The organism is Mesorhizobium sp. M5C.F.Ca.ET.164.01.1.1, from assembly GCF_004792125.1.
Taxonomy (GTDB): domain Bacteria; phylum Pseudomonadota; class Alphaproteobacteria; order Rhizobiales; family Rhizobiaceae; genus Mesorhizobium; species Mesorhizobium wenxiniae.
Genome location: NZ_SRTG01000002.1, coordinates 647,892 through 667,714 on the forward strand (window position 1 = coordinate 647,892; position 19,823 = coordinate 667,714).

Genomic DNA, 19,823 nt, shown 5'->3' on the forward strand with positions numbered 1-19,823 from the left:
AGGGGGAGGGGAACCCTCACGCCAGCGTGCGCTCGACGATGTCCCGCAAATCGGCCGATAGATTCTCGACATTGGAGATCGAAAGCAGCGCTTCCCTTGCCTTGGCCTGCCGGGCAGGTTCGAGCGAGCGCCATGATCTGAGTGCTGTCGCCAGCCGGGCGGCCAACTGTGGATTGCGCTTTTCGACATGCAGGACCGTTTCGACGAAAAACCTGTAGCCTTCGCCGTCGGCGCGATGGAAGCCGGTCTGGTTGGCGCTGGAAAACGTGCCGACGAGCGAGCGCACCCGGTTCGGGTTGGCCATCGAGAAGGCCGGATGGCTGGTCAGGGCGCGCACCGCGTAAATGGTTTGCGGGCCGGGCACGCTGGCCTGGATCTGGAACCATTTGTCCATCACCAGCGGATCGGTCGTATATTTCGCTTCGAAGTCGGCCAGCGCCTTGACCGTCTCGGGCGAACCGCTGTGGCGGAGCGCAAGCACGGTCAGTGCGGCGGCGCGGTCCGTCATGTTGGTCGCGGACTGGAAATGCCGGGCCGCAAGCGCCGCACCTCCCGGCAGCAGCGAGAGATAGTCGAGCAGGATGTTGCGCAGCGCTCGGCGCCCGGCGCTCGCCGCATCCGGACTGAAAGCGTCCTTTTCGGCCAGTCGATGGTAGAGGTCGGAGAATATCTCGCCATTCGCCTCGGCGATCGCGGCCGTCAGCGCCTCGCGGGCGGAGAAGATGGCATCGGGATCGATGTTCTTGCCGATGTCGCGGGCGATATCGGCTTCGCTCGGAAGCGCCACAGCCAGCGCCCGATAGGCCGGTTCGAGTGTCTCGTCGCCGGCTATTTTGCCGGCAAGCCCGGTCAACCGTGATGCGAAACCGGGCTGCTGGCCGTCAAGGACCTGACGGAAGGCTGATATCAGCGCCTCGGTCAAAAGCGTGTTGAACGCCTGCCAGCGCGAGAAGGTATCGTTGTCATGGCCGGCAAGGAAGAACTGATCATCGGCCTTCTGCTCGACCGAAAGCGTCACCGGCGCCGAAAAGCCGCGATTGAGCGACATCGCCGGGCGCTCGCCAACGCCCGAGAAGCGAACCATGTGCCGGCGCCTGCGGATATGGATGACGCCGTCCTCGACGCTGGCGCCCTCGACGCCGCTATAGACTATCGCTTTGCCGTCGGTGCCGACCAGGCTGAAGGCAAGCGGAATATGCATCAGCCGCTTGCGGCTTTCGGACGGCGTCGGCGGCACCGACTGCTCGATCTCGAGCGTGAACTCCTGCGCTGCCGCATTGTGCGTCGAACTGATCGTCAGATTGGGCGTGCCCGCCTGATGGTACCAGAGCGAAAATTGCGAGAGGTCGCGGCCGGACACATCTTCGAACACCTTGATGAAGTCCTCGATCGTCGCAGCCTCGCCGTCATGACGCTCGAAATAGAGATCCATGCCGGCCCGGAACGTCTCGCTGCCGAGAATGGTGCGGATCATGCGCACCACTTCCGAGCCCTTTTCATAGACTGTCGCCGTGTAGAAATTGTTGATCTCGCGGTAGCGGCGCGGCCGCACAGGATGCGCCAGCGGTCCCTGGTCTTCGGGAAACTGATGTGCCCGCAATGTCCGCACTTCGGCAATGCGTTTCACCGCTCGCGAGCGCTGGTCGGCGGAGAATTCGTGATCGCGGAAAACCGTCAGCCCTTCCTTCAGGCAAAGCTGGAACCAGTCGCGGCAAGTGATTCTGTTGCCAGTCCAATTGTGGAAATACTCATGCGCGATGATCGCTTCGATATTGGCGAAATCGGCGTCTGTTGCGGTCTCCTGATCGGCCAGTACATACTTGTCGTTGAAAATGTTGAGGCCCTTGTTCTCCATCGCGCCCATGTTGAAGTCGGACACGGCGACGATGTTGAAGACGTCGAGGTCGTATTCGCGGCCGAACGCCTCCTCGTCCCATTTCATCGACCGTTTCAGGGCGTCCATGGCATAGCCGGCGAGCCCCTCCTTGCCCGGCTCGACATAGATGCCGAGCTCGACCTTCCGGCCAGACAACGTGACGAAGCTGTCCGCGACCTTGCCGAGAGCGCCCGCCACCAGGGCGAACAGATAGGACGGCTTGGGGAAGGGGTCGTGCCAGACTGCGTAATGCCAGCCGTCGGCAAGTTCGCCGCTTCCAGCCGGGTTGCCGTTGGAAAGAAGCAGTGGCGCCTCGTGGTGCCGCGCCTCGATGCGTACCGTATAGACGGACAGGATATCGGGGCGATCGAGAAAATAGGTGATGCGCCGAAAACCCTCGGCCTCGCATTGCGTGCAATAGACGTTGCTGGAGCGATAGAGGCCCATCAGGGCTTCGTTGTGCGCCGGCGCCAGCTCGGTTTCGATCAGGAGCTGGAAGCGGGATGCTGCGGGCGGCGTGGTGATCGTCAGTTGATCGGGCGTAGCAAAAAAATCAGTCGGCGCGAGTGTCCGGCTGTCGATTGCGATGTGGCTGAGCGTCAATCCATCGCCGTCCAGCACCAGCGGCACTGACGCCGCGATACCGTCGCGGCGTTCGACCGTCAGCACGGCGATGACGCGCGTGGCTTCTGGTGACAGGCGGAAAGTCAGGCCGGTTTCCGGAATGAGATAATCGGTGGGGCGATAGTCTTCGAGCTTGAAGACCTGGCCGGTGTCCGTGCGCATTCCGTGGGGTTTCCCTGTCGATACCCGCAGCGGCAGGTGGTCCGCTGGTCCAAGAAATTTGAAGCACGCGCTCTTTACACGAAACCGTCACTCGACAAAACTGGCGCAGCGCCTATTTCAGGCACTCGTTTTCCAATCATCATCGCGAGGCATCTATGACCGTCGTCACACCGAAATTCGGCATGGGCGCCTCTGTGCTGCGTGGTGAAGACCAGGCCTTCCTGAAAGGTCTCGGTCGCTACACGGACGACATCCAGCCGGCCGGCCTCCTGCACGGTTACGTCCTGCGCTCGCCGGTGGCCAAGGCAAGCTTCACCGTCGGTTCGACCAAGGCGGCCAAGGCAGCACCTGGCGTCCATCTGGTACTGACTGGTGCGGATCTTGCTCATCTCGGCAAGCTGAAATCCGGCGTCATGCAGAGGCAGCCGGACGGCACCAAGGCGCCGACCCGCGACATTCCGGTCCTTTGCCGCGACCGGGTCAATTATGTCGGCGACGCCGTCGCCTTCGTCGTCGCCGACAGTCGCGCCCTGGCGCAGGACGCGGCCGAGCTGATCGAAGTCGATTACGAGGCCGAGGATGCCGCGTCCGGCACCGCCACGGCGCTTGACGAAGGCACACCGCTGGTCTGGCCGGAACTCGGCTCGAACCGCGCCTTCAGCTACCACATCGGCGACCAGGCGAAGACAGCGGCGGCATTCGCCAGGGCGGCGCATGTCACCCGCATCGAATTCATCAACAACCGGCTGGTCTGCAACTACATTGAGCCGCGCTCGGCGATCGGCGAGTGGGACACGCAAGAAAACCGCTTCGTGCTGACCACGGGCTCGCAGGGCGTGCATTCCATGCAGTACATCCTGGCCGATGTGTTCAAGATCAAAAAGAACCAGCTGCGCGTCATCACGCCTGATGTCGGCGGCGGCTTCGGACCGAAAAGCTTCGTCTATCGCGAACATCCGCTGGTGCTCGAGGCCGCCAGGCGCCTTGGCCGCCCGGTGAAATGGGCCGGCGACCGCACCGAGCATTTCCTCACCGATGCGCAAGGCCGCGACAATGTCGTGACCGCCGAGATGGCAATGGACAAGGACGGCCGCTTCCTCGGCATGAAGGTCGATCTTCTCGCCAATATCGGCGCCTATGTCTCGCAATACGGCCCATTCATCCCCTATGTCGGCGTCACCATGTCGACCGGCGTCTACGACATCCAGGCGCTCGATGTTTCGGTGACCGGCCTCTACACCAATACCTGCCCGGTCGATGCCTATCGCGGCGCCGGCCGTCCGGAAGCGGCATTCCTCCTGGAAAAGCTCGTCGACGCCTGCGCCCACGATCTGGGCTTGCCAGTCGAAGAGATCCGCCGGCGCAATTTCATTCGGCCTGAGCAGTTTCCCTATCGCACGCAGACGGACCGCCTCTATGATACCGGCGAATTCGCAGGCCATATGGACCGCGCCATCGAAGAGGCGGAGTGGCAGGCGTTTCCGGAGCGGCTGGCGCAGTCGAAGGTGGCCGGCAAAATCCGCGGCATCGGCATGGCGACCTATATCGAGGCCTGTGCCTTTGCGGGCTCTGAACCGGCCTTTGTCGAATTGAACGGCGACGGCACGGTGACGCTGAAGATCGGCACCCAGACCAACGGGCAGGGGCATGCGACCGCCTATGCGCAATTCCTCTCGGAAAAGCTTCATCTCGACATCGGCAAGATTCATGTCCGCCAGGGCGACACCGACGAGCTGAAGGCCGGCGGCGGCACCGGCGGCTCGCGCTCCATACCCCTTGGCGGTGTATCAGCTTCTCGCGCGGGCGAGGATCTGGCCAACAAGATCAAGCGCATCGCAGCGGATGAGCTGGAAGCCTCGGCCGACGACATCGAATTGTCCAACGGCGTTGCCCGCATCGTCGGCACCGACCGCATGATCGATTTTTCGGCCATCGCCAAGGCCGCCAAGAACCCGGACGATCTCAAGGGCTTTGGCGAATTTGTGCAGCACGAATGCACCTATCCGAACGGCACCCACATCTGCGAGGTCGAGATCGACCCCGATACCGGCATGACGGAGATTGTCCGCTATACGATCGTCGACGATTTCGGCGTCACCGTGAACCCGATCCTGCTGGCCGGCCAGGTGCATGGCGGTGTCGTCCAGGGCATCGGCCAGGCGCTGACCGAGAACACGGTCTATAACCAAGACGGGCAGTTGTTGACGGCGAGCTTCATGGACTATGCCATGCCGCGCGCCGACGATTTGCCGTTCTTCCATTTCGAGACCCGCAACGTGCCCTCGACCACCAATGCACTGGGTATCAAGGGAGCAGGCGAGGCGGGCACGATCGGAGCAACGCCGGCCGCGCTCAACGCGGTGACGGATGCGCTCTATCGCGCCTACGGCATCAGACATATCGATATGCCGGCGACGCCGGCGCGCATCTGGGCAGCGATCCAGGAAGCAGCTGCTAAGTGAACCCGACGGACCATCCCGGCGGGCACAACACGCTGACCGGGATCATGCTCAAGATCGTGTCGGTGGCGGTGTTTGTCGGCATGTCCTCTTGCAAAAAGGCGGCGGGCACGTTGCCGGCCGGCCAGATCGTCTTCTTCCGCTCCTTCTTCGCCATCTTTCCGATCGTCGTCTTCCTGGCCTTCCAGGGAAAGCTTGGCACCGCGTTCTCGACCAAACGCCCGCTCAACCACATTGCGCGCGGGGTTGTCGGCGTCTGCGCCATGGGGCTCGGCTTCTTTGCGCTGACACGGCTGCCGCTGCCCGAGGCGATCACGCTGAACTACGCACAGCCGCTGCTGGTGGTGGTGTTCAGTTCGATTTTCCTCGGCGAGGCGATCCGCGTCTATCGCTGGAGCGCGGTTGCGGTCGGACTGCTCGGGGTGCTAGTCATCTCATGGTCGGAACTGACGCTGCTGGGTTCGGGCGCAGCACTCGGCGATCAGGAGGTGCTCGGCGTCATTGCCGCCTTGGTCGCGGCAGCGATTTCGGCCGTCGCCATGCTGCTGGTGCGCAACCTCGTCCAGAGCGAGCCGACGGCAACTATCGTGCTGTGGTTTTCGGTAACGGCGAGCATCCTGGCGTTGCTTTCGCTGCCGTTCGGCTGGCAGGCGCTGACCCCGGTCCAGGCGGGCCTGCTCATTGCTGCAGGCTTTTGCGGCGGGGTCGCTCAGATTCTGATGACGGCAGCCTATCGCCATGCCGAGGCCTCGGTCGTGGCGCCCTTCGAATACACGTCGATGCTGCTTGGCATAGTCGTCGGCTATCTCGCTTTCGGCGACGTCCCGACGGTTCATATGCTCATCGGCGGCCTGATCGTCGTTGTCGCCGGCATCTTCATCATCTGGCGCGAGCGTCAGCTTGGCCTCGAACGTGCCCGCACTCGCCAGGCGGCCCCACCGCAAGGATGATCAGGACGGCTCGGCCCGTTCCTTCGCCAATCGCACCAGCACCGTCCGCGTTTGCTCGTCGGCGGGGAAAAAGGATTCGATCGCCAGCTCCGACAGCGTCACGTCAAGCGGCGTGCCGAACACGGTGATGGTGCTGATGAACGACAGCACGGCATCGCCATGCGCAAGCCGCAGCGGGTGCACGATCGCGTTCGGCTCGACCGGCACCGGCCGTGCGCCGTTCAGGCCGGACGGATAGGTCCGAAGCTCGCGCTCCAGTTCAACCAGAACCGGATCGCCAGTGGCGTCGTTCTGGCGTTTCAGCCGATCGAGAAGATGCGCGCGCCATTCGGCGAGGTTGACGATGCGCGGCGCGACGCCACCGGGGTGCAGACTGAGCCGCAGCACATTGACCGGCGGCGTCAGCAAGGACGCCTCGGCGACGTCGGCGAGGAACGGGCCGATGGCGGCGTTTGCCGCTACCAGGTTCCAGTGCCGGTCGACAGCGAGCGCTGGGAAGGGTTCGTGCCCCTTGAGCACGATCTCGACGGCTGCCATCGCCGGCGCCAGCGAGGCATCGGTGAGCGAACGCTCGCTGAAACTAGGGGCAAACCCCGCGGCCAGCAGGAGCTGGTTGCGCTGCCTCAGCGGGATCGACAGCTGCTCGGCCAGATGCAGCACCATTTCGCGCGAGGGCGCCGCGCGGCCGCTTTCCACGAAGCTCAGATGCCGTTGCGAGATTTCGGCTTCCATGGCGAGATCGAGTTGGCTCATGCGCCGGCGCGTGCGCCATTCGCGAATGAGGCTGCCGGCGGAAGTCTGGGTTGCTGTCATGAGCGGATGACTAGGCCGGCAGCGGATGTATTTCAATTACCGGGCAGGTTATAGGTGAAGCCCTTTCCTTCTCCCCTTGTGGGAGAAGGTGGCCGAGCGAAGCTCGGTCGAATGAGGGGTGTTCCAGTTTGGCGAACACCCTCATCCAAGTCGAGAAGCTGGCGCACGGCGACAGAATTATCAGCGCCTCGTTTCTTCCAGCACCCCTCAACCGTCTTGGCGCTACGCGCCAATCCACCTTCTCCCACAAGGGGAGAAGGGAAGCTGCGCCCCACCTCAACCGAGCGCCCGCAGCGTCGCTTTCACCTCGAGGAAATCCCGCCACGCCAGCTTCTTGTGCGCGGGGGTTCTCAAGAGATAGGCCGGGTGAAGGGTCGGCATGGCGGGAATGGCAATACCGGAGGCGGTCGTGTGGACGCGCCAATTGCCGCGCAGCCGCAGGATGCCCTCGGTGGTGTTGAGCAAGGTCTTTGCCGAGGGGCCGCCCAGGTTGACCAGCACCTTCGGATTGACCAGCTCGATCTGCCGTTCGATGAATGGCCGGCAAATCTCGGTCTCGTGCGGTGTCGGCGTGCGGTTGCCCGGCGGCCGCCAGGGGATGACATTGGCGATGTAGGCCGAGGTCCGGTCGAGCCCGATCGCGGCCAGCATTCGGTCAAGCAGCCGGCCCGAGCGGCCGACGAACGGCAATCCCTCGAGGTCCTCGTCGCGGCCGGGCGCCTCGCCGACCAGCATCACCGCGGCATTCGGATTGCCGTCGGCGAACACCAGGTTCTTGGCGGTGAATTTGAGATTGCAGCCGTCGAATGCCGCCATGTGCTGGCGAAGCTCGTCCAGGCTCGTCGCCGTCGTTGCCAATTGCCGCGCCAATGCCGCTTGCTGCTCGTCGGGCACCGTCGCCGTACCGGACGGGGCGCGCACCGCCGGTGCCGCAGCTTGCCTTTCGCCCATTCCGGCGCGTGACAGGCTTGTCGAGCGTGGCAGTGCGGCGCTCCCACCAGCTGGCGGCGTAACCGTCGCCGGCGCTCGCTCAGGTGGCTTTGACGCAGCCTCGGCAAACCTGTTCAGCGGCTCCTCCTCGAGCGCTTCATCGACGCCCGCGCTGGCGTAAAAGGCCAAAAGGTCGGCGATAGCAGGTCGGTTGTCTCGGGGAACGGCAGTCATGCTTTCACATTCGGCCGCGCAGCAGGAATTTGCAAGTAATGCATGTCGCCCAAAAGCATGCCCTCGGGCTTGACCCGAGGGTGCGTAGCGGTTTTGGGGAACGACATAACAGGACCCTTAGCTCGACGGTATACGCGGATCCTGCACCAGATAGAACGTCCAGCGCGGTGTGTAGTCGGTGATCAGGTAATCGAATTTTGCTGTCTTCAGCGGGTCGATCTTGCCACTCTTGAACAGCAGCCGATCATAGGGCTCGAAGTCGCGATCGAAATCGGCAAAGCTGCTCGACCAGATGTTGTCAGGCGTCTTGTTGCGCTGATCGAATGACAGGCCGTCGCCAAACACGCTCGGCTGGTGGAGCACCTCCTGGAGCTCGAACTGGAACTCGACCCAGGCCTGGCCGCTGTTGTTGAGCACGTCGATGCGCATATACATGAGGCCGTTCGCAAATTGGCCCGCGGTGCCGAAGGGCTGGATCGGCTTCGTCGTGCGGATAGTCAGTGTCACCGGTGTTGCCGAGTTCAGCTCTTCGGTGATGACAAGCGGGTCCTCCTTTGTCCCGATGCCCGAGGCGCTGGTGATGCGGAAGCCGCCCAGCTCGTCGGAAAAGGAGTAGGCTCCGGCCGCCCAGACCCTCTGCGGCTCGGCATAGGCGCCAACGGGCGCCAGCGGCAAAAGGGCCAAAACGAGCGCCCGGCAAATCCGTCCAGGCGCGGAAAAAAAGCGCGTCGATGAAAAGCCAATTGGCCCGTATATGCGCATGGTGCGAAGTATGGCCGATAAGCAAGCCGTCGAACAATTAAAAACGTCAGGGCGCCGGCTCTCCTTAAAATGGGGCCTGGCCCGGATCGATATTCCGGGGACCGCAAACCGTGATTTTGTAGTACGATGCGCGACTTTTCGACGAAATCGGCATTGTCACATCAGCGCCGGTTTCGCGTCGCGAATTGATGCGCTATGCAGCGGATAAGCCAGCAAGATGCGCAAATGCGGCAGCCAGTGAGGGGTTGATGAGCGAGATCGAACGCGAAAGCATGGAATTCGACGTGGTCATCGTCGGCGCTGGTCCAGCCGGCCTCGCCGCTGCGATCCGTCTCAAGCAGGTCAATCCCGAGCTTTCCGTCGTCGTCCTGGAAAAGGGCGGCGAAATCGGCGCCCACATCCTGTCCGGCGCCGTAGTCGACCCGATCGGCATCGACCGGCTGCTGCCGGGCTGGCGTGACGAAGAAGGACATCCGTTCAAGACGCCGGTTACGGCAGACCATTTCCTGGTCCTCGGCCCCGCCGGTTCATTCCGTCTGCCCAACATCCTGATGCCGCCGCTGATGAACAACCACGGCAACTACATCGTTTCGCTCGGCAATGTCTGCCGCTGGCTGGCGACCAAGGCCGAGGCGCTGGGCGTCGAGATCTACCCGGGCTTTGCCGCGGTGGGCCTCATTTACGGTGACGAGGGCGCGGTCACCGGCGTTGTCACCGGCGATATGGGCGTCGAGAAAGACGGCACGCATGGCCCGGGCTTCGCGCCGGGCATGGCGCTGATGGGCAAATATGTGCTGATCGGCGAGGGCGCGCGCGGCTCGCTGGCCAAGCAACTGATCGCCAAATACCATCTTTCCGACGGCCGCGAGCCCGGCAAATACGGCATCGGCCTCAAGGAGCTCTGGCAGGTCAAGCCGGAGCACCACCGGCCAGGCCTTGTCCAGCATTCCTTCGGCTGGCCGCTCGACACGAAGACCGGCGGCGGCTCCTTCCTCTACCATCTGGAAGACAACCAGGTGGCGGTCGGCTTCGTCGTCCACCTCAACTACAAGAACCCCTATCTGTCGCCTTTCGATGAATTTCAGCGCTTCAAGACCCACCCGGCGATCAAAGGCACATTCGAGGGCGGCAAGCGGCTGGGTTATGGCGCCCGTGCCATCACCGAGGGCGGCTGGCAGTCGGTGCCGAAACTGTCCTTTCCCGGTGGCGCGCTGATTGGGTGTGCTGCCGGCTTCGTCAACGTGCCGCGCATCAAGGGCTCGCACAATGCCGTGCTCTCCGGAATGCTGGCGGCGGAGCACGTCGCCGAGGCGATCGCCGCCGGCCGTGCCAATGACGAACTGGCCACTTACGAGGCGGCATGGCGGGCGACCGATATCGGCAAGGATTTGAAGAAGGTGCGCAACGTCAAGCCATTGTGGTCGCGCTTCGGCACCGTCGTCGGCGTCGGCATTGGCGGCCTCGATATGTGGCTGAACACCCTGTTCGGCTTCTCGCCTTTCGGCACGCTGAAGCACGGCAAGGCCGACTATGCAACGCTGGAACCGGCCGCCAAGCATAAGAAGATCGCCTATCCGAAGCCGGACGGCGTGCTCACCTTCGACCGCCTGTCCTCGGTGTTTCTCTCCAACACCAACCACGAGGAAAACGAGCCTGTCCACCTGCTGGTCGCGGATATCGATCTGCAGCAGCGTTCCGAACACGATATCTATGCCGGGCCATCGACACGCTACTGCCCGGCCAGTGTCTACGAATGGGTCGACAAGGATGGCAACGCCGCCGCCGATCCCGAGGCGAAGGACGTGCGCTTCGTCATCAACGCGCAGAACTGCGTCCACTGCAAGACCTGCGACATCAAGGACCCGAACCGAAACATAACCTGGGTGCCGCCACAAGGTGGTGAGGGACCGGTCTACCAGAACATGTAGCCCAACAAGAACATGTAGTCCGCCAGAACCGCTGTGCCGGCCGTCCGCCGTCGACCAATGAAAGCCCGTGAAGGCCCTTTATATTTGCAGCATCTAAAAAAAGTTGAAGCGGCGCGGCGCTTGTGGTTCCTTTCCCTTCTGACCGGAGAGATGACCATGCGCCTGGCGGTTTTGACGTGCCTTGTGGCGATTGGCGCCTTGTGCGGCTTTGCACCGTCGGCATCGGCTGACACAAAGGTGCTGGTCAAGACCCGGACCTACGACATATCAGGAACCACGGGCGCCGCCCTGATCGAGGCCATGGACCGCAAGGGTCCGAAGCGGCACGGCTTCATGACGCACGCCATCGCGCTGACCGCCTATACCGTAAGTTGGGACCTTGAGGTCAGCAGGGAGGGTGGTGTCTGCCGTCTGCGGCAGGCCAATGGGAAACTCGATCTCACCTACACCTTACCCCGCATGGTCTCAGCCGCGACGCCGGCGCTTCAGAAGCGTTGGAAGCGGTTTTTCGTGGGCGTTCGTGCCCACGAGCATAACCACGGCCGCATCGCCAGGACAATGATGCGGGCCACCGAGAAATCGATCACGGGACTGGAGTTTGCCGACAACTGGGTTTGCAGCAAGACGCATCGCGAGGCGAGGCGCCGGATCAAGGCTGTCTATGCCGAATACGAGGCAAAACAGAACGCTTTCGACGCGCGCGAGCATCGCGACGGCGGCCATGTCGAACACCTCGTCGGTGCCCTGTTGCGCAAGCAGTAGGCGCTCAGCTTCGAGTCTTGCCGTTCTGTGTCATGGATGCGGATGCGGTCGCAGTTTCATCTTCGTCGACCGGCATTTTCTGTTCCGGCCTGAGCGAGAATTCCACCATCAGCGGAAGATGATCGGAGCCGCTGCCTTCCAGCCTCGACACCGAATGGATGAGAACCGCGCCCTTGCTGAAAACCTGGTCGATCGGCAGTCCGGCGAAGCGCAGGAAATCCGGCAGCTCGATATAGAGCCAGGTCGGCCCCGGCGAAGGCGCCACGGTCAGCTTGCCAAGATCTGCGACGCGCCGCACGGCGGCGCTCCACGGCACTGCATTGCAGTCGCCTGCCATGATCGATGTCTCGCCAAGCGATGCGAACTCTTCCGACAATCCGCCGATCTGCCGTGATTGGTTGCGCGGCCATGGCCAGGTGAGGTGCACGGCGGCCACGTCGACGTCGGTTCCGCCGAAATCGACCGTCGCGATGGCCACCGCGCCGCGCCTGTCGCAGCGCGGTTGCGTGCCGGCGGCAAACGGTCTTCTCGACAGCAGCGCAACGCCGAACACGCCATTTGGGTAAGGGCAGAGTATCCGGTAGGGATAGGCGCTGGCGAGAAGGCCAAGCTTCGCCTTCCACATTTCGGATACCTCCTCGAGGGTAATCACGTCAGGCTGGGTCCGGCCGATCAGCGACAGTACCTTTTCAGGCGTTGGGTTGTCGAACCGCAGGTTCATCTGCAGCAGGCGGTAGACCGCCTTGTCACCGGGATAGACAGACTGGTCGTCGGGGTAATCGGGCTGGTCGCCGGGGTAATCGGGCTGGTCGCCGGGGTTGGCTTCGTAGGCTGCCTGGACTGGCCACAGGCGGGGCACTGGCGACGTGGTGGCAAAGGCAGCCCCCGCAAAGAGCAGCGCTGCGGCGGCCTGCAGGCGAAACGAGGTCACGAGCAAGGGCAGCGCGCAAAGCGCCATCAGCACGGCAAGATGAACGCGGAAATGAGCGAAGGAATCGAAGGCCGGATGCAGCGTTCCGAAAAACCCAGCCACCAGCGCGACCGAGCAGCCGAGCATTGCGAGGAATGCCGCCGATGTCATCATGTTTCGAACGCGTGCCATCTACTTTGCTTATCGGTAGAAATGCGGCCCAATCAAGATGGCAAACCCTGCTGCGCTCTTACCAAGCTCCGGCCATGCTCCGGTCGATCGAGCGGTGCTACTGGAATGCCGTTTCCGAAAAGCTTCTGAGCTTGCGCGAATGCAACCGTTCCATCGGCATCTCGGCCAGCTTTTCCATCGCCCTGATGCCGATGGTCAAATGCTGTGCCACCTGGCGCTTGTAGAACTCGGTCGCCATGCCGGGCAGCTTCAATTCGCCATGCAGGGGCTTGTCGGACACGCAAAGCAGCGTGCCATAGGGCACGCGGAAACGGAAGCCATTGGCCGCGATCGTCGCCGATTCCATGTCGAGCGCAATCGCCCGTGACTGCGACAGCCGCTGCACCGGCCCGCGCTGGTCGCGCAGCTCCCAGTTGCGGTTGTCGATGGTGGCGACGGTGCCGGTGCGCATGATACGCTTGAGGTCGTAGCCGGAAAGGCCGGTGACTTCGGCGACCGCCTCCTGCAGCGCCACCTGGATTTCGGCCAGCGGCGGGATCGGCACCCAGACCGGAAGATCATCGTCCAGAACATGGTCTTCCCGCACATAGGCATGCGCCAGCACATAGTCGCCCAGTGCCTGGGTGTTGCGCAGCCCGGCGCAATGGCCGAGCATCACCCAGGCGTGCGGCCTGAGCACCGCAACGTGGTCGGTGATCGTCTTGGCGTTGGAGGGGCCGACGCCGATATTGACCATCGTGATGCCGCCATGGTTCGGCTTCTTCAGATGATAGGCCGGCATCTGCGGCAGGCGCGGCGGCGCCACGCCATGGCTAGGCGCGCTTTGTCCAGCCTTGGTGACGACATTTCCCGGCTCAACGAATTCGACGTATCCGCCGCCGCCTTTCGCCATTAGCTCATCCGCACGGGCGACGAATTCGTCGATGTAGAACTGGTAGTTGGTGAACAGCACGAAATTCTGAAAATGCTGGGGACTGGTCGCCGTATAGTGCGACATCCGGTGCAGCGAGTAGTCGATGCGTTGCGCCGTGAACGCCGCCAGCGGCCTGGCTTCGCCTAAAGCCACTTCGAACGTGCCGTTGGCGATCTGGTCGTCGGTGCCGTCGAGATCCGGCACGTCGAACAGGTCACGGATCGGCCGCCTGATGCGCTCGGCTGCCGCGCCGTCGACATGGGAGCCTTCCAGGAACGCGAAATGCAGCGGAATGGGCGTCGTCGATTCCGAAACCGTGACCGGAACGCCGTGATTGCGCATGATCAGGCGAAGCTGTTCAATGAGATAGCGTTCGAAAAGGGCGGGCTGGGTTATGGTGGTCGAGAAATGCCCAGGCGTCGGCATATGGCCGTAAGCCTGCCGCGAGTCGATCTGGGTGAACGAAGTCGTGGTGACGCCGACCTCGGGGTAAAAGGCCCGGTAGCGCTTGTTGTTGTCGCCGCCTGCGGCGAGCGCCGTAAACGAATCGCGCAGGAATTTGGTGTTGCGGTCGTAGAGGGCCTGCAGGGCCGCGACGGCCTTTCCGGCATCATTGAAGATCTGCCGGCCAAACGGCTCCGGCATCACGACTGAGTCTATGGCTTGGGGATAGATTCGCTTTTCCATGACCCAATATAGAGGCTTGGCCATACGGTTGGGAGGGGCCAAAGGGTCGTTTTTCATTATTGAATGGATTCAATGAAGGCCGATTGGCCTAGCCTCGCCGCAGGCTGACCAACAGCACAAAGCCGACGCCCTTCTTCTTCAACGCCGGCGCTTCGATCGTCGAGCCGGCATCGGCGCGCATCGTGGGCACGGCCAGAACCGGCGCTGCAAGGACCGTCAGGATGAGCGCCGCCCGCGGCAGAAGCCGAAGGGCCTTGAGGGTGTTGGCGACGATGCGGTTCATGGCTTTTGCTTTTTTTCTCTCTCTCGGGTCTTTGTCGGTTCAGCGGCGAAATTGGTTCATGCAACCGAACCGGCAGGCATTGGAGCTGGCTTCATCCCAGGCACGGGCGGGGCGGCCGGCCTCGGCAACCAGGATGGCGAACAACATGCCGAACAGGCTCATCAGCAGGCAGACGATGGTGAAGCGGCGGGCGAACATTGCGTGGTGTCTCCTTCAACACGCATGAGAATGCCCTAATGCAACTGAACCGGTTCTGATGCCGGCGTTCATCTGCGGTTCAAATTTATCGACGGAGTGTTGAGTGCCCGCCGCCACCGCGCGGTCGCCGGCCACGAGCGTCTTCGCAGTCTTGCTGCCGGCCCGCAGTCTTGCTGCCCCCCAGATCTTGATGACAGGGACGAAGGATGCACAAAAATTGCTGTTAGCTTAGGGCGCAGAAGGCGCGGCCCGCCCGATCGATCCGGTGTCTCAAACAGACGGCGCAAACAAAAACGGGGCCTTCGCGGCCCCGTTTTTCAATTTATGGCGGTGGAAACGATCAGAGCTTGTGCCAAGTCTGGCTCTTGCAAATCAGCCCGCCGAGCACGCAGCCGCTCATCTTGAGCGAAGCGCCTGAGACCGAGGCCTTGCCCGAATAGGTCTTGTCGGTCTCCGGGTCGGTTATGGTGCCCGTATATTTATTGGCGCCGGACACCTTAAACGAACCGATGCGCTTACCGGCAAACTTGCCAGATTTGAGTGTGATGGAAAATGCGCCGCTGCCGCCCGCGATGGCGGCGGTCGCGCCGGCCTGCGTTTTCCAGTTGCCTTCGATCGGATCGGCCCAAGCCGCGCCGGCCATGATCAATGTGGCCGCCAAGGCCATGCTGATTTTGCGAAACATGTTTGTCCTCCCTGTGGAAATCCGGCCGGATGTTCCGCCCGCCGGTCTGCCTTTTACGCAAACGTAAGCTAATTCACGTCCCGGCAAAACAAAAGCGGTGCCGCAGCGGAAGACTTCAGGATTTTCTGGTCGCCCGAAGCGGTCTCATCGGTGAGAAATGAAACGTTCGCAACTCCATCTTTGTCTCCCGTGGTTAGCGGAGTCTTGATCTTCGCCTCGCAAATTTTCGTCAAATTTAGTGCAAACCAGCGAAATTGCTGGCTTTGCATCCTTAACGAATTCTCGCGTTTACCTCTTGTTTTAGCTTTGTTTTCCTCAAATTAAGCACGCCACTTAACGACGGATTCAAGCCTCCGGTTCATTCTCGAAAACATCGAAAGAGCGGCCACCCCCAAGGTTTACCAACAGATACCAAGGGACAGAACGAGGCAGCTCTCGGGAGCCTGACAGGGGCTAGAACAGGGGATTGAAATGGCACGTTTTGAGATGCCTGAAGCCGGCTTCGGCGCCATGGGTGCAACTGCCCAGGCCGACATTCTTTTCGAACTGGGCATGATGTATGCGACCGGCCGCGACTGCGAGACCGATGTCGTCGCCGCCCACAAATGGTTCAATATTGCTGCGATCAAGGGTTCGGTCCGCGCTGCGGAACTGCGCTCGGAATTGTCGGCCGCCATGTCGAAGGTCGAGATCGCCAGGGCACTGCGCGAAGCCCGCGAATGGATGACGATGCACTAAGTTGGCCCTGAGTTCATCAGGCACCGAGATCACCGACAGGGACGCTTCAGGTCAAGGCCGCCCAAGACGGCCGGACCGGCAAGAATAAGGCCGCGCAAGACGGTCGAACCAACAATGACAAGAACGCGGCAGGCCGGATACAGCCAGGCTGCGCGACGGACAGGGAAGGCGAGCGGTTTTCGGGCGCGTGAGCGTTCGGGATTGTTCGATCGACAAAGCCGCGACCGGCCGGAACAAGGCAGGCGCGGCTTTTGCGTTTTCTGACCATGATCCCAAAAGTGGAAACCGGTTTTTGGAGAAGATCATGGTCAAACAGAAAGGCTTCAGGCCCAACTGAGTGCCGCCGATGCGCCTAGACAGGCTTGGCGAAGGGTGAGATTCTCCCGGCCACTCTGGAAGAGGCGCGGCCGGAGCGGTCGCGCGAGAGTGGAGGAGTTGTATTACCATGAAAAAGTTGGGTATTTTGAGCGTGGCCATAGTCGGCCTGATGATGAGCGCGCCGGTTGCGTTCGCCGAAGACATCACCTTTTCGGTGGTCGGACCAATGACCGGACAGCTTGCCACCATCGGCGACCAGTTCAAGCAGGGAGCGCAAGCGGCGGCCGACGCGATCAACGCGGCTGGAGGTGTCGAAGGCCGCCAGATCAAGCTCGACGTCCAGGATGACCAGTGCGATCCGAAACAGGCGGTTTCGGTCGCCAACCGCATCATTGCCAACGGCGTCAAGTTCGTCGATGGGCATGCCTGCTCGGGCTCGAGCATTCCGGCCTCGGCCGTCTATGCCGAAGCCGGGGCGCTGATGATGAGTCCGGCTTCGTCGAATCCAGAGCTGACCGACGCGGCCGCGAAAGCCGGCTGGCCGACGATCATGCGCCTTTATACGCGCGACGATGCGCAGGGCGCTTTCATCGGTCCATGGATCGCCAAGAAGTATGCCGGCAAGAACGTCGTTATCATGCACGACAAGAGCGCCTATGGGCAGGGCGTCGCCGACGCCGTCAAGGCAACGATGAACCAGAACGGTCTCAAAGAGATCCTTTACGAGGGCATCAACGCCGGTGAAAAAGACTACGCGGCGCTTGTCACAAAGCTCAAGGACCTGAAGGCGGATGTGGTCTATTTCGGCGGCTACCACCCCGAAGCCGGCCTCATCCTGCGCCAGTCGGCGGAACAGAACCTGAAGTATCAGCTGATCATGCCGGACTCGATCGCCACGCCGGAATTCTGGCAGGTCGCCGGTCCGGCCGGCGAAGGCACCATGTTTGTCTTCCCGTCGGATCCGCAGGCGAAGCCCGAAGCCAAGGAAGCCATCGAAAAGATCAAGGCGGGCGGCTTCGTGCCCGAGGGCTTCACGCTGTTCTCCTATGCCGTGATCCAGGCCTTTGCCGAGGGTATCAAGCGCGCCGGCAGCGACGACCCGGCCAAGGTTGCCGAAGCGCTGAAGAATGGTGAGCCGATCAGCACCGTCGTCGGCCCTGTCACTTTCGATGAAAAGGGCGACCTCAAGAACGTCAGCTACGACATCAACCAGTGGCACGACGGCAAATACGCGCCGATCCAGCCGTAATCGCCGGCGTCGCCTAGAGACCATCGGAGATGGCCGGGGCAGACCCGGCCATTTTCAATTTGGGCACGCGTTTGTGGCGCGTGTCTTGGACGTCGCCTCGTGGATGAAGGAACAGCGGTCAGACGTGGGCTTCCTCGGCAAAACGCACCAGCACGGTCCCGTCGGTGACTTGTGCGCCCTCCGCTGCGATCTCGGCGATCGTCCCGTCATGAGTGGCGGAAATGGTGTGCTCCATCTTCATCGCTTCCAGGATCAACAGCGGCTGACCCTTGATGACGGCGTCGCCTCTTGCCGCGCGCACCAGCTTGACCAGGCCCGGCATCGGCGCGCGCAGGCTGTCAGAGCCGGCGGCGATTTCGTCGGCCCTCGCCAGCGGGTCCGGCACCGCGAAGCTGTAGCCGATGGCGCCCGAAAAGACAGTGACATGGCCTGGCCAGCGGGCGAGGCGAGGGGCGGCGCGAAGATCGAGCGGACTGGCGCTGTCATAAGGTGCGTCCAGCGCCACTTGGAAGCGCTTGTCCGGCCGCACCGACACAAGCGCGACGATCTCACCATCGCCGTATCGTAGCCGCGTGCGCCGCGGAACAGTGTGGAAATGCGAATAACCGGCAAGCGACGACCACGGATCGTTGGACGGCGCCTGAGCCCCGGCGCCGGACGCCGCAAATGCGGCTGCGGCGACGATCTCGCTGCTCGGCGGCGGGACTGCGGTCAGCGCTCGCTGATGCCTGCCGATCAGGCCGGTATCGACATCGCCTGCCGAAAAGTCCGCATCAGCGGCAAGAGCAGCGAGAAAGGCGGTGTTGAAGGTCGAGCCGGCGATCTCGGTCTGCGAAAGGGCTATGCCCAGCGCTTCGAGCGCCTCCTGCCTGCTCTTGCCGTGCACGATCAGCTTGGCGATCATTGGATCGTAGAACGGCGAGATGGCATCGCCGGCCCGCACGCCGGTCTCGATCCGCATGCTGGCGCCCTCGGGCGCGGTATCCGGAAATTTCAGGTGATGCAGCGTGCCCGTCGCCGGCAAAAAACCCTTTGCCGCGTCCTCGGCATAGATGCGCGCTTCGAAGGCATGGCCGGAGAGCGTGATCTCGCTCTGCGTGTTCGGCAGCTTCTCGCCGGACGCTACCCGCAACTGCCATTCGACCAGGTCGATGCCTATGACCATTTCGGTGACGGGGTGCTCGACCTGGAGGCGGGTGTTCATCTCCATGAACCAGAAGCGGTCGGCCTTCAGCCCTTGCGAGGCATCGACGATAAACTCGATCGTGCCGGCGCCGGAATAGTTGATCGCCTTGGCGGCCTTCACCGCCGCCTCCGTCATCGCTTTGCGCAATGCCGGCGTCATGCCGGGGGCAGGGGCTTCCTCGATCACCTTCTGGTGGCGGCGCTGCGCCGAGCAGTCGCGCTCGTAGAGATGCACGACGTTGCCGAAAGTGTCGCCGAATACCTGAACCTCGATGTGGCGCGGCTTGTCGATATATTTCTCGACCAGCACGCGGTCGTCGCCGAAAGCGGCCTTGGCCTCGCGCCGTGCACCAGACAGCGCCTCGGAAAAGTCGTCGGGGTGTTCGACGCGCCGCATGCCCTTGCCGCCGCCACCGGCGCGCGCCTTGATCAGCACGGGATAGCCGATCTCGCGTGCCTTGGAGGCGAGTAGCACGATCTCCTGCGCCTCGCCGTGATAGCCCGGCACAACAGGCACGCCGGCCTTCTCCATCAGCCGCTTGGCCGCGTCCTTCAGCCCCATGGCGCGGATCGAGGCCGCTGACGGGCCGATGAAGACGAGCCCCGCAGCCGTCACCTGGTCGACGAAATTAGGGTTTTCCGACAGAAAACCGTAGCCCGGATGGATGGCTTCCGCGCCGGTGGCCAAAGCCGCCGCGACAATCTTGTCGCCGCGCAAATAACTTTCGCCGGCAGGCGAGGAGCCAATATGCACCGCCTCGTCGGCCATCTCGAGATGCAGCGACTTCGCATCGGCATTCGAATAAACCGCGACCGTGCGCACGCCCATCTTGCGTGCCGTGCGGATCACCCGGCAAGCGATCTCGCCGCGATTGGCAATCAGGATCTTGGCGAACATGGAGCCTCCGCGAGTAAGGTTCGAACCCCGCGGGGGGTAGGGCGCTTGAACACCCCCCTCTGTCCTG

At 62.5% G+C, this 19,823-nt stretch carries 16 protein-coding genes; 6 read left to right on the top strand and 10 right to left on the bottom strand.

What is annotated here, in order from left to right; genetic code table 11:
• Positions 1–16: 16 nt before the first annotated feature.
• The gene (gene pepN / locus EN807_RS19760) at positions 17–2,662 is read right to left on the bottom strand and encodes an aminopeptidase N (RefSeq protein ID WP_135936326.1); all 2,646 of its coding nucleotides are present in this window, start codon (positions 2,660–2,662) and stop codon (positions 17–19) included.
• A 155-nt stretch (positions 2,663–2,817) separates the two neighbouring features.
• On the opposite strand from pepN, the gene EN807_RS19765 reads away from it, so the two are divergent.
• Positions 2,818–5,124 (top strand): xanthine dehydrogenase family protein molybdopterin-binding subunit, encoded by a 2,307-nt coding sequence (locus tag EN807_RS19765; protein ID WP_135936327.1) that lies wholly within the window; start codon positions 2,818–2,820, stop codon positions 5,122–5,124.
• A gap of 44 nt (positions 5,125–5,168) precedes the next feature.
• Complete coding sequence (locus EN807_RS19770) at positions 5,169–6,071, top strand: DMT family transporter (RefSeq protein ID WP_135936495.1); 903 nt, start codon at positions 5,169–5,171, stop codon at positions 6,069–6,071.
• On the opposite strand, the gene EN807_RS19775 is transcribed toward EN807_RS19770, so the two are convergent.
• The 3 genes from EN807_RS19775 to EN807_RS19785 all read right to left on the bottom strand — a co-directional run bounded on the left by EN807_RS19775 (position 6,072) and on the right by EN807_RS19785 (position 8,810).
• Positions 6,072–6,884, bottom strand: a complete 813-nt coding sequence (locus tag EN807_RS19775) for a helix-turn-helix transcriptional regulator (RefSeq protein WP_135936328.1) — start codon at positions 6,882–6,884, stop codon at positions 6,072–6,074.
• Between the two features lie 276 nt (positions 6,885–7,160).
• On the bottom strand, positions 7,161–8,048 hold the full coding sequence (locus tag EN807_RS19780; protein WP_135936329.1) for a uracil-DNA glycosylase: 888 nt from the start codon (positions 8,046–8,048) through the stop codon (positions 7,161–7,163).
• Positions 8,049–8,165: 117 nt separating this feature from the next.
• Entirely contained in the window at positions 8,166–8,810 is a 645-nt protein-coding gene (locus EN807_RS19785) for a hypothetical protein (protein ID WP_135936330.1), read from the bottom strand.
• Between the two features lie 248 nt (positions 8,811–9,058).
• Here EN807_RS19785 and EN807_RS19790 point away from each other — a divergent pair, with 248 nt between their 5' ends.
• Together EN807_RS19790 and EN807_RS19795 are read left to right on the top strand one after the other, a co-directional pair.
• Positions 9,059–10,738 carry an electron transfer flavoprotein-ubiquinone oxidoreductase gene (locus EN807_RS19790; protein WP_135936331.1) on the top strand — a complete coding sequence of 560 codons (1,680 nt, stop codon included), beginning with the start codon at positions 9,059–9,061 and terminating at the stop codon, positions 10,736–10,738.
• A 156-nt stretch (positions 10,739–10,894) separates the two neighbouring features.
• Positions 10,895–11,500: a DUF922 domain-containing protein gene (locus EN807_RS19795; RefSeq protein WP_135936332.1), complete on the top strand. Its 606-nt coding sequence runs from the start codon at positions 10,895–10,897 to the stop codon at positions 11,498–11,500.
• Positions 11,501–11,504: 4 nt separating this feature from the next.
• On the opposite strand, the gene EN807_RS19800 is transcribed toward EN807_RS19795, so the two are convergent.
• The 5 genes from EN807_RS19800 to EN807_RS19815 form a co-directional block, all read right to left on the bottom strand.
• Positions 11,505–12,602: an endonuclease/exonuclease/phosphatase family protein gene (locus EN807_RS19800; protein ID WP_135936333.1), complete on the bottom strand. Its 1,098-nt coding sequence runs from the start codon at positions 12,600–12,602 to the stop codon at positions 11,505–11,507.
• Between the two features lie 97 nt (positions 12,603–12,699).
• Entirely contained in the window at positions 12,700–14,160 is a 1,461-nt protein-coding gene (locus EN807_RS19805) for an AMP nucleosidase (protein WP_246684223.1), read from the bottom strand.
• A gap of 130 nt (positions 14,161–14,290) precedes the next feature.
• On the bottom strand, positions 14,291–14,485 hold the full coding sequence (locus tag EN807_RS19810) for a hypothetical protein (RefSeq protein ID WP_135936334.1): 195 nt from the start codon (positions 14,483–14,485) through the stop codon (positions 14,291–14,293).
• 39 nt (positions 14,486–14,524) lie between these two features.
• On the bottom strand, positions 14,525–14,683 hold the full coding sequence (locus tag EN807_RS35610; protein WP_164783594.1) for a hypothetical protein: 159 nt from the start codon (positions 14,681–14,683) through the stop codon (positions 14,525–14,527).
• A 340-nt stretch (positions 14,684–15,023) separates the two neighbouring features.
• Positions 15,024–15,368 carry a DUF2147 domain-containing protein gene (locus EN807_RS19815; protein ID WP_135936335.1) on the bottom strand — a complete coding sequence of 115 codons (345 nt, stop codon included), beginning with the start codon at positions 15,366–15,368 and terminating at the stop codon, positions 15,024–15,026.
• A gap of 471 nt (positions 15,369–15,839) precedes the next feature.
• Here EN807_RS19815 and EN807_RS19820 point away from each other — a divergent pair, with 471 nt between their 5' ends.
• On the top strand, positions 15,840–16,106 hold the full coding sequence (locus EN807_RS19820; protein WP_027152750.1) for a sel1 repeat family protein: 267 nt from the start codon (positions 15,840–15,842) through the stop codon (positions 16,104–16,106).
• Positions 16,107–16,551: 445 nt separating this feature from the next.
• Entirely contained in the window at positions 16,552–17,673 is a 1,122-nt protein-coding gene (locus EN807_RS19825) for a branched-chain amino acid ABC transporter substrate-binding protein (RefSeq protein WP_127313563.1), read from the top strand.
• Positions 17,674–17,791: 118 nt separating this feature from the next.
• Here EN807_RS19825 and EN807_RS19830 read toward each other — a convergent pair whose 3' ends face one another.
• Positions 17,792–19,756, bottom strand: coding sequence for an acetyl/propionyl/methylcrotonyl-CoA carboxylase subunit alpha (locus EN807_RS19830; protein WP_135936336.1), 1,965 nt, complete (start codon positions 19,754–19,756; stop codon positions 17,792–17,794).
• Positions 19,757–19,823 lie beyond the last annotated feature (67 nt).

Bases quoted from the DNA above. Each gene is read 5' to 3' on its own strand.
- EN807_RS19790 (WP_135936331.1), top strand. From the start codon at position 9,059: ATGAGCGAGATCGAACGCGAAAGCATGGAATTCGACGTGGTCATCGTC.
- EN807_RS19770 (WP_135936495.1), top strand. From the start codon at position 5,169: ATGCTCAAGATCGTGTCGGTGGCGGTGTTTGTCGGCATGTCCTCTTGC.
- EN807_RS19830 (WP_135936336.1), bottom strand. From the start codon at position 19,756: ATGTTCGCCAAGATCCTGATTGCCAATCGCGGCGAGATCGCTTGCCGG.
- EN807_RS19775 (WP_135936328.1), bottom strand. From the start codon at position 6,884: ATGACAGCAACCCAGACTTCCGCCGGCAGCCTCATTCGCGAATGGCGC.
- EN807_RS19815 (WP_135936335.1), bottom strand. From the start codon at position 15,368: ATGTTTCGCAAAATCAGCATGGCCTTGGCGGCCACATTGATCATGGCC.
- EN807_RS19800 (WP_135936333.1), bottom strand. From the start codon at position 12,602: ATGGCACGCGTTCGAAACATGATGACATCGGCGGCATTCCTCGCAATG.
- EN807_RS19805 (WP_246684223.1), bottom strand. From the start codon at position 14,160: ATGCCGGAGCCGTTTGGCCGGCAGATCTTCAATGATGCCGGAAAGGCC.
- EN807_RS19825 (WP_127313563.1), top strand. From the start codon at position 16,552: ATGAAAAAGTTGGGTATTTTGAGCGTGGCCATAGTCGGCCTGATGATG.
- EN807_RS35610 (WP_164783594.1), bottom strand. From the start codon at position 14,683: ATGTTCGCCCGCCGCTTCACCATCGTCTGCCTGCTGATGAGCCTGTTC.
- EN807_RS19820 (WP_027152750.1), top strand. From the start codon at position 15,840: ATGGCACGTTTTGAGATGCCTGAAGCCGGCTTCGGCGCCATGGGTGCA.
- EN807_RS19780 (WP_135936329.1), bottom strand. From the start codon at position 8,048: ATGACTGCCGTTCCCCGAGACAACCGACCTGCTATCGCCGACCTTTTG.
- EN807_RS19810 (WP_135936334.1), bottom strand. From the start codon at position 14,485: ATGAACCGCATCGTCGCCAACACCCTCAAGGCCCTTCGGCTTCTGCCG.
- EN807_RS19795 (WP_135936332.1), top strand. From the start codon at position 10,895: ATGCGCCTGGCGGTTTTGACGTGCCTTGTGGCGATTGGCGCCTTGTGC.
- EN807_RS19785 (WP_135936330.1), bottom strand. From the start codon at position 8,810: ATGCGCATATACGGGCCAATTGGCTTTTCATCGACGCGCTTTTTTTCC.
- pepN (WP_135936326.1), bottom strand. From the start codon at position 2,662: ATGCGCACGGACACCGGCCAGGTCTTCAAGCTCGAAGACTATCGCCCC.
- EN807_RS19765 (WP_135936327.1), top strand. From the start codon at position 2,818: ATGACCGTCGTCACACCGAAATTCGGCATGGGCGCCTCTGTGCTGCGT.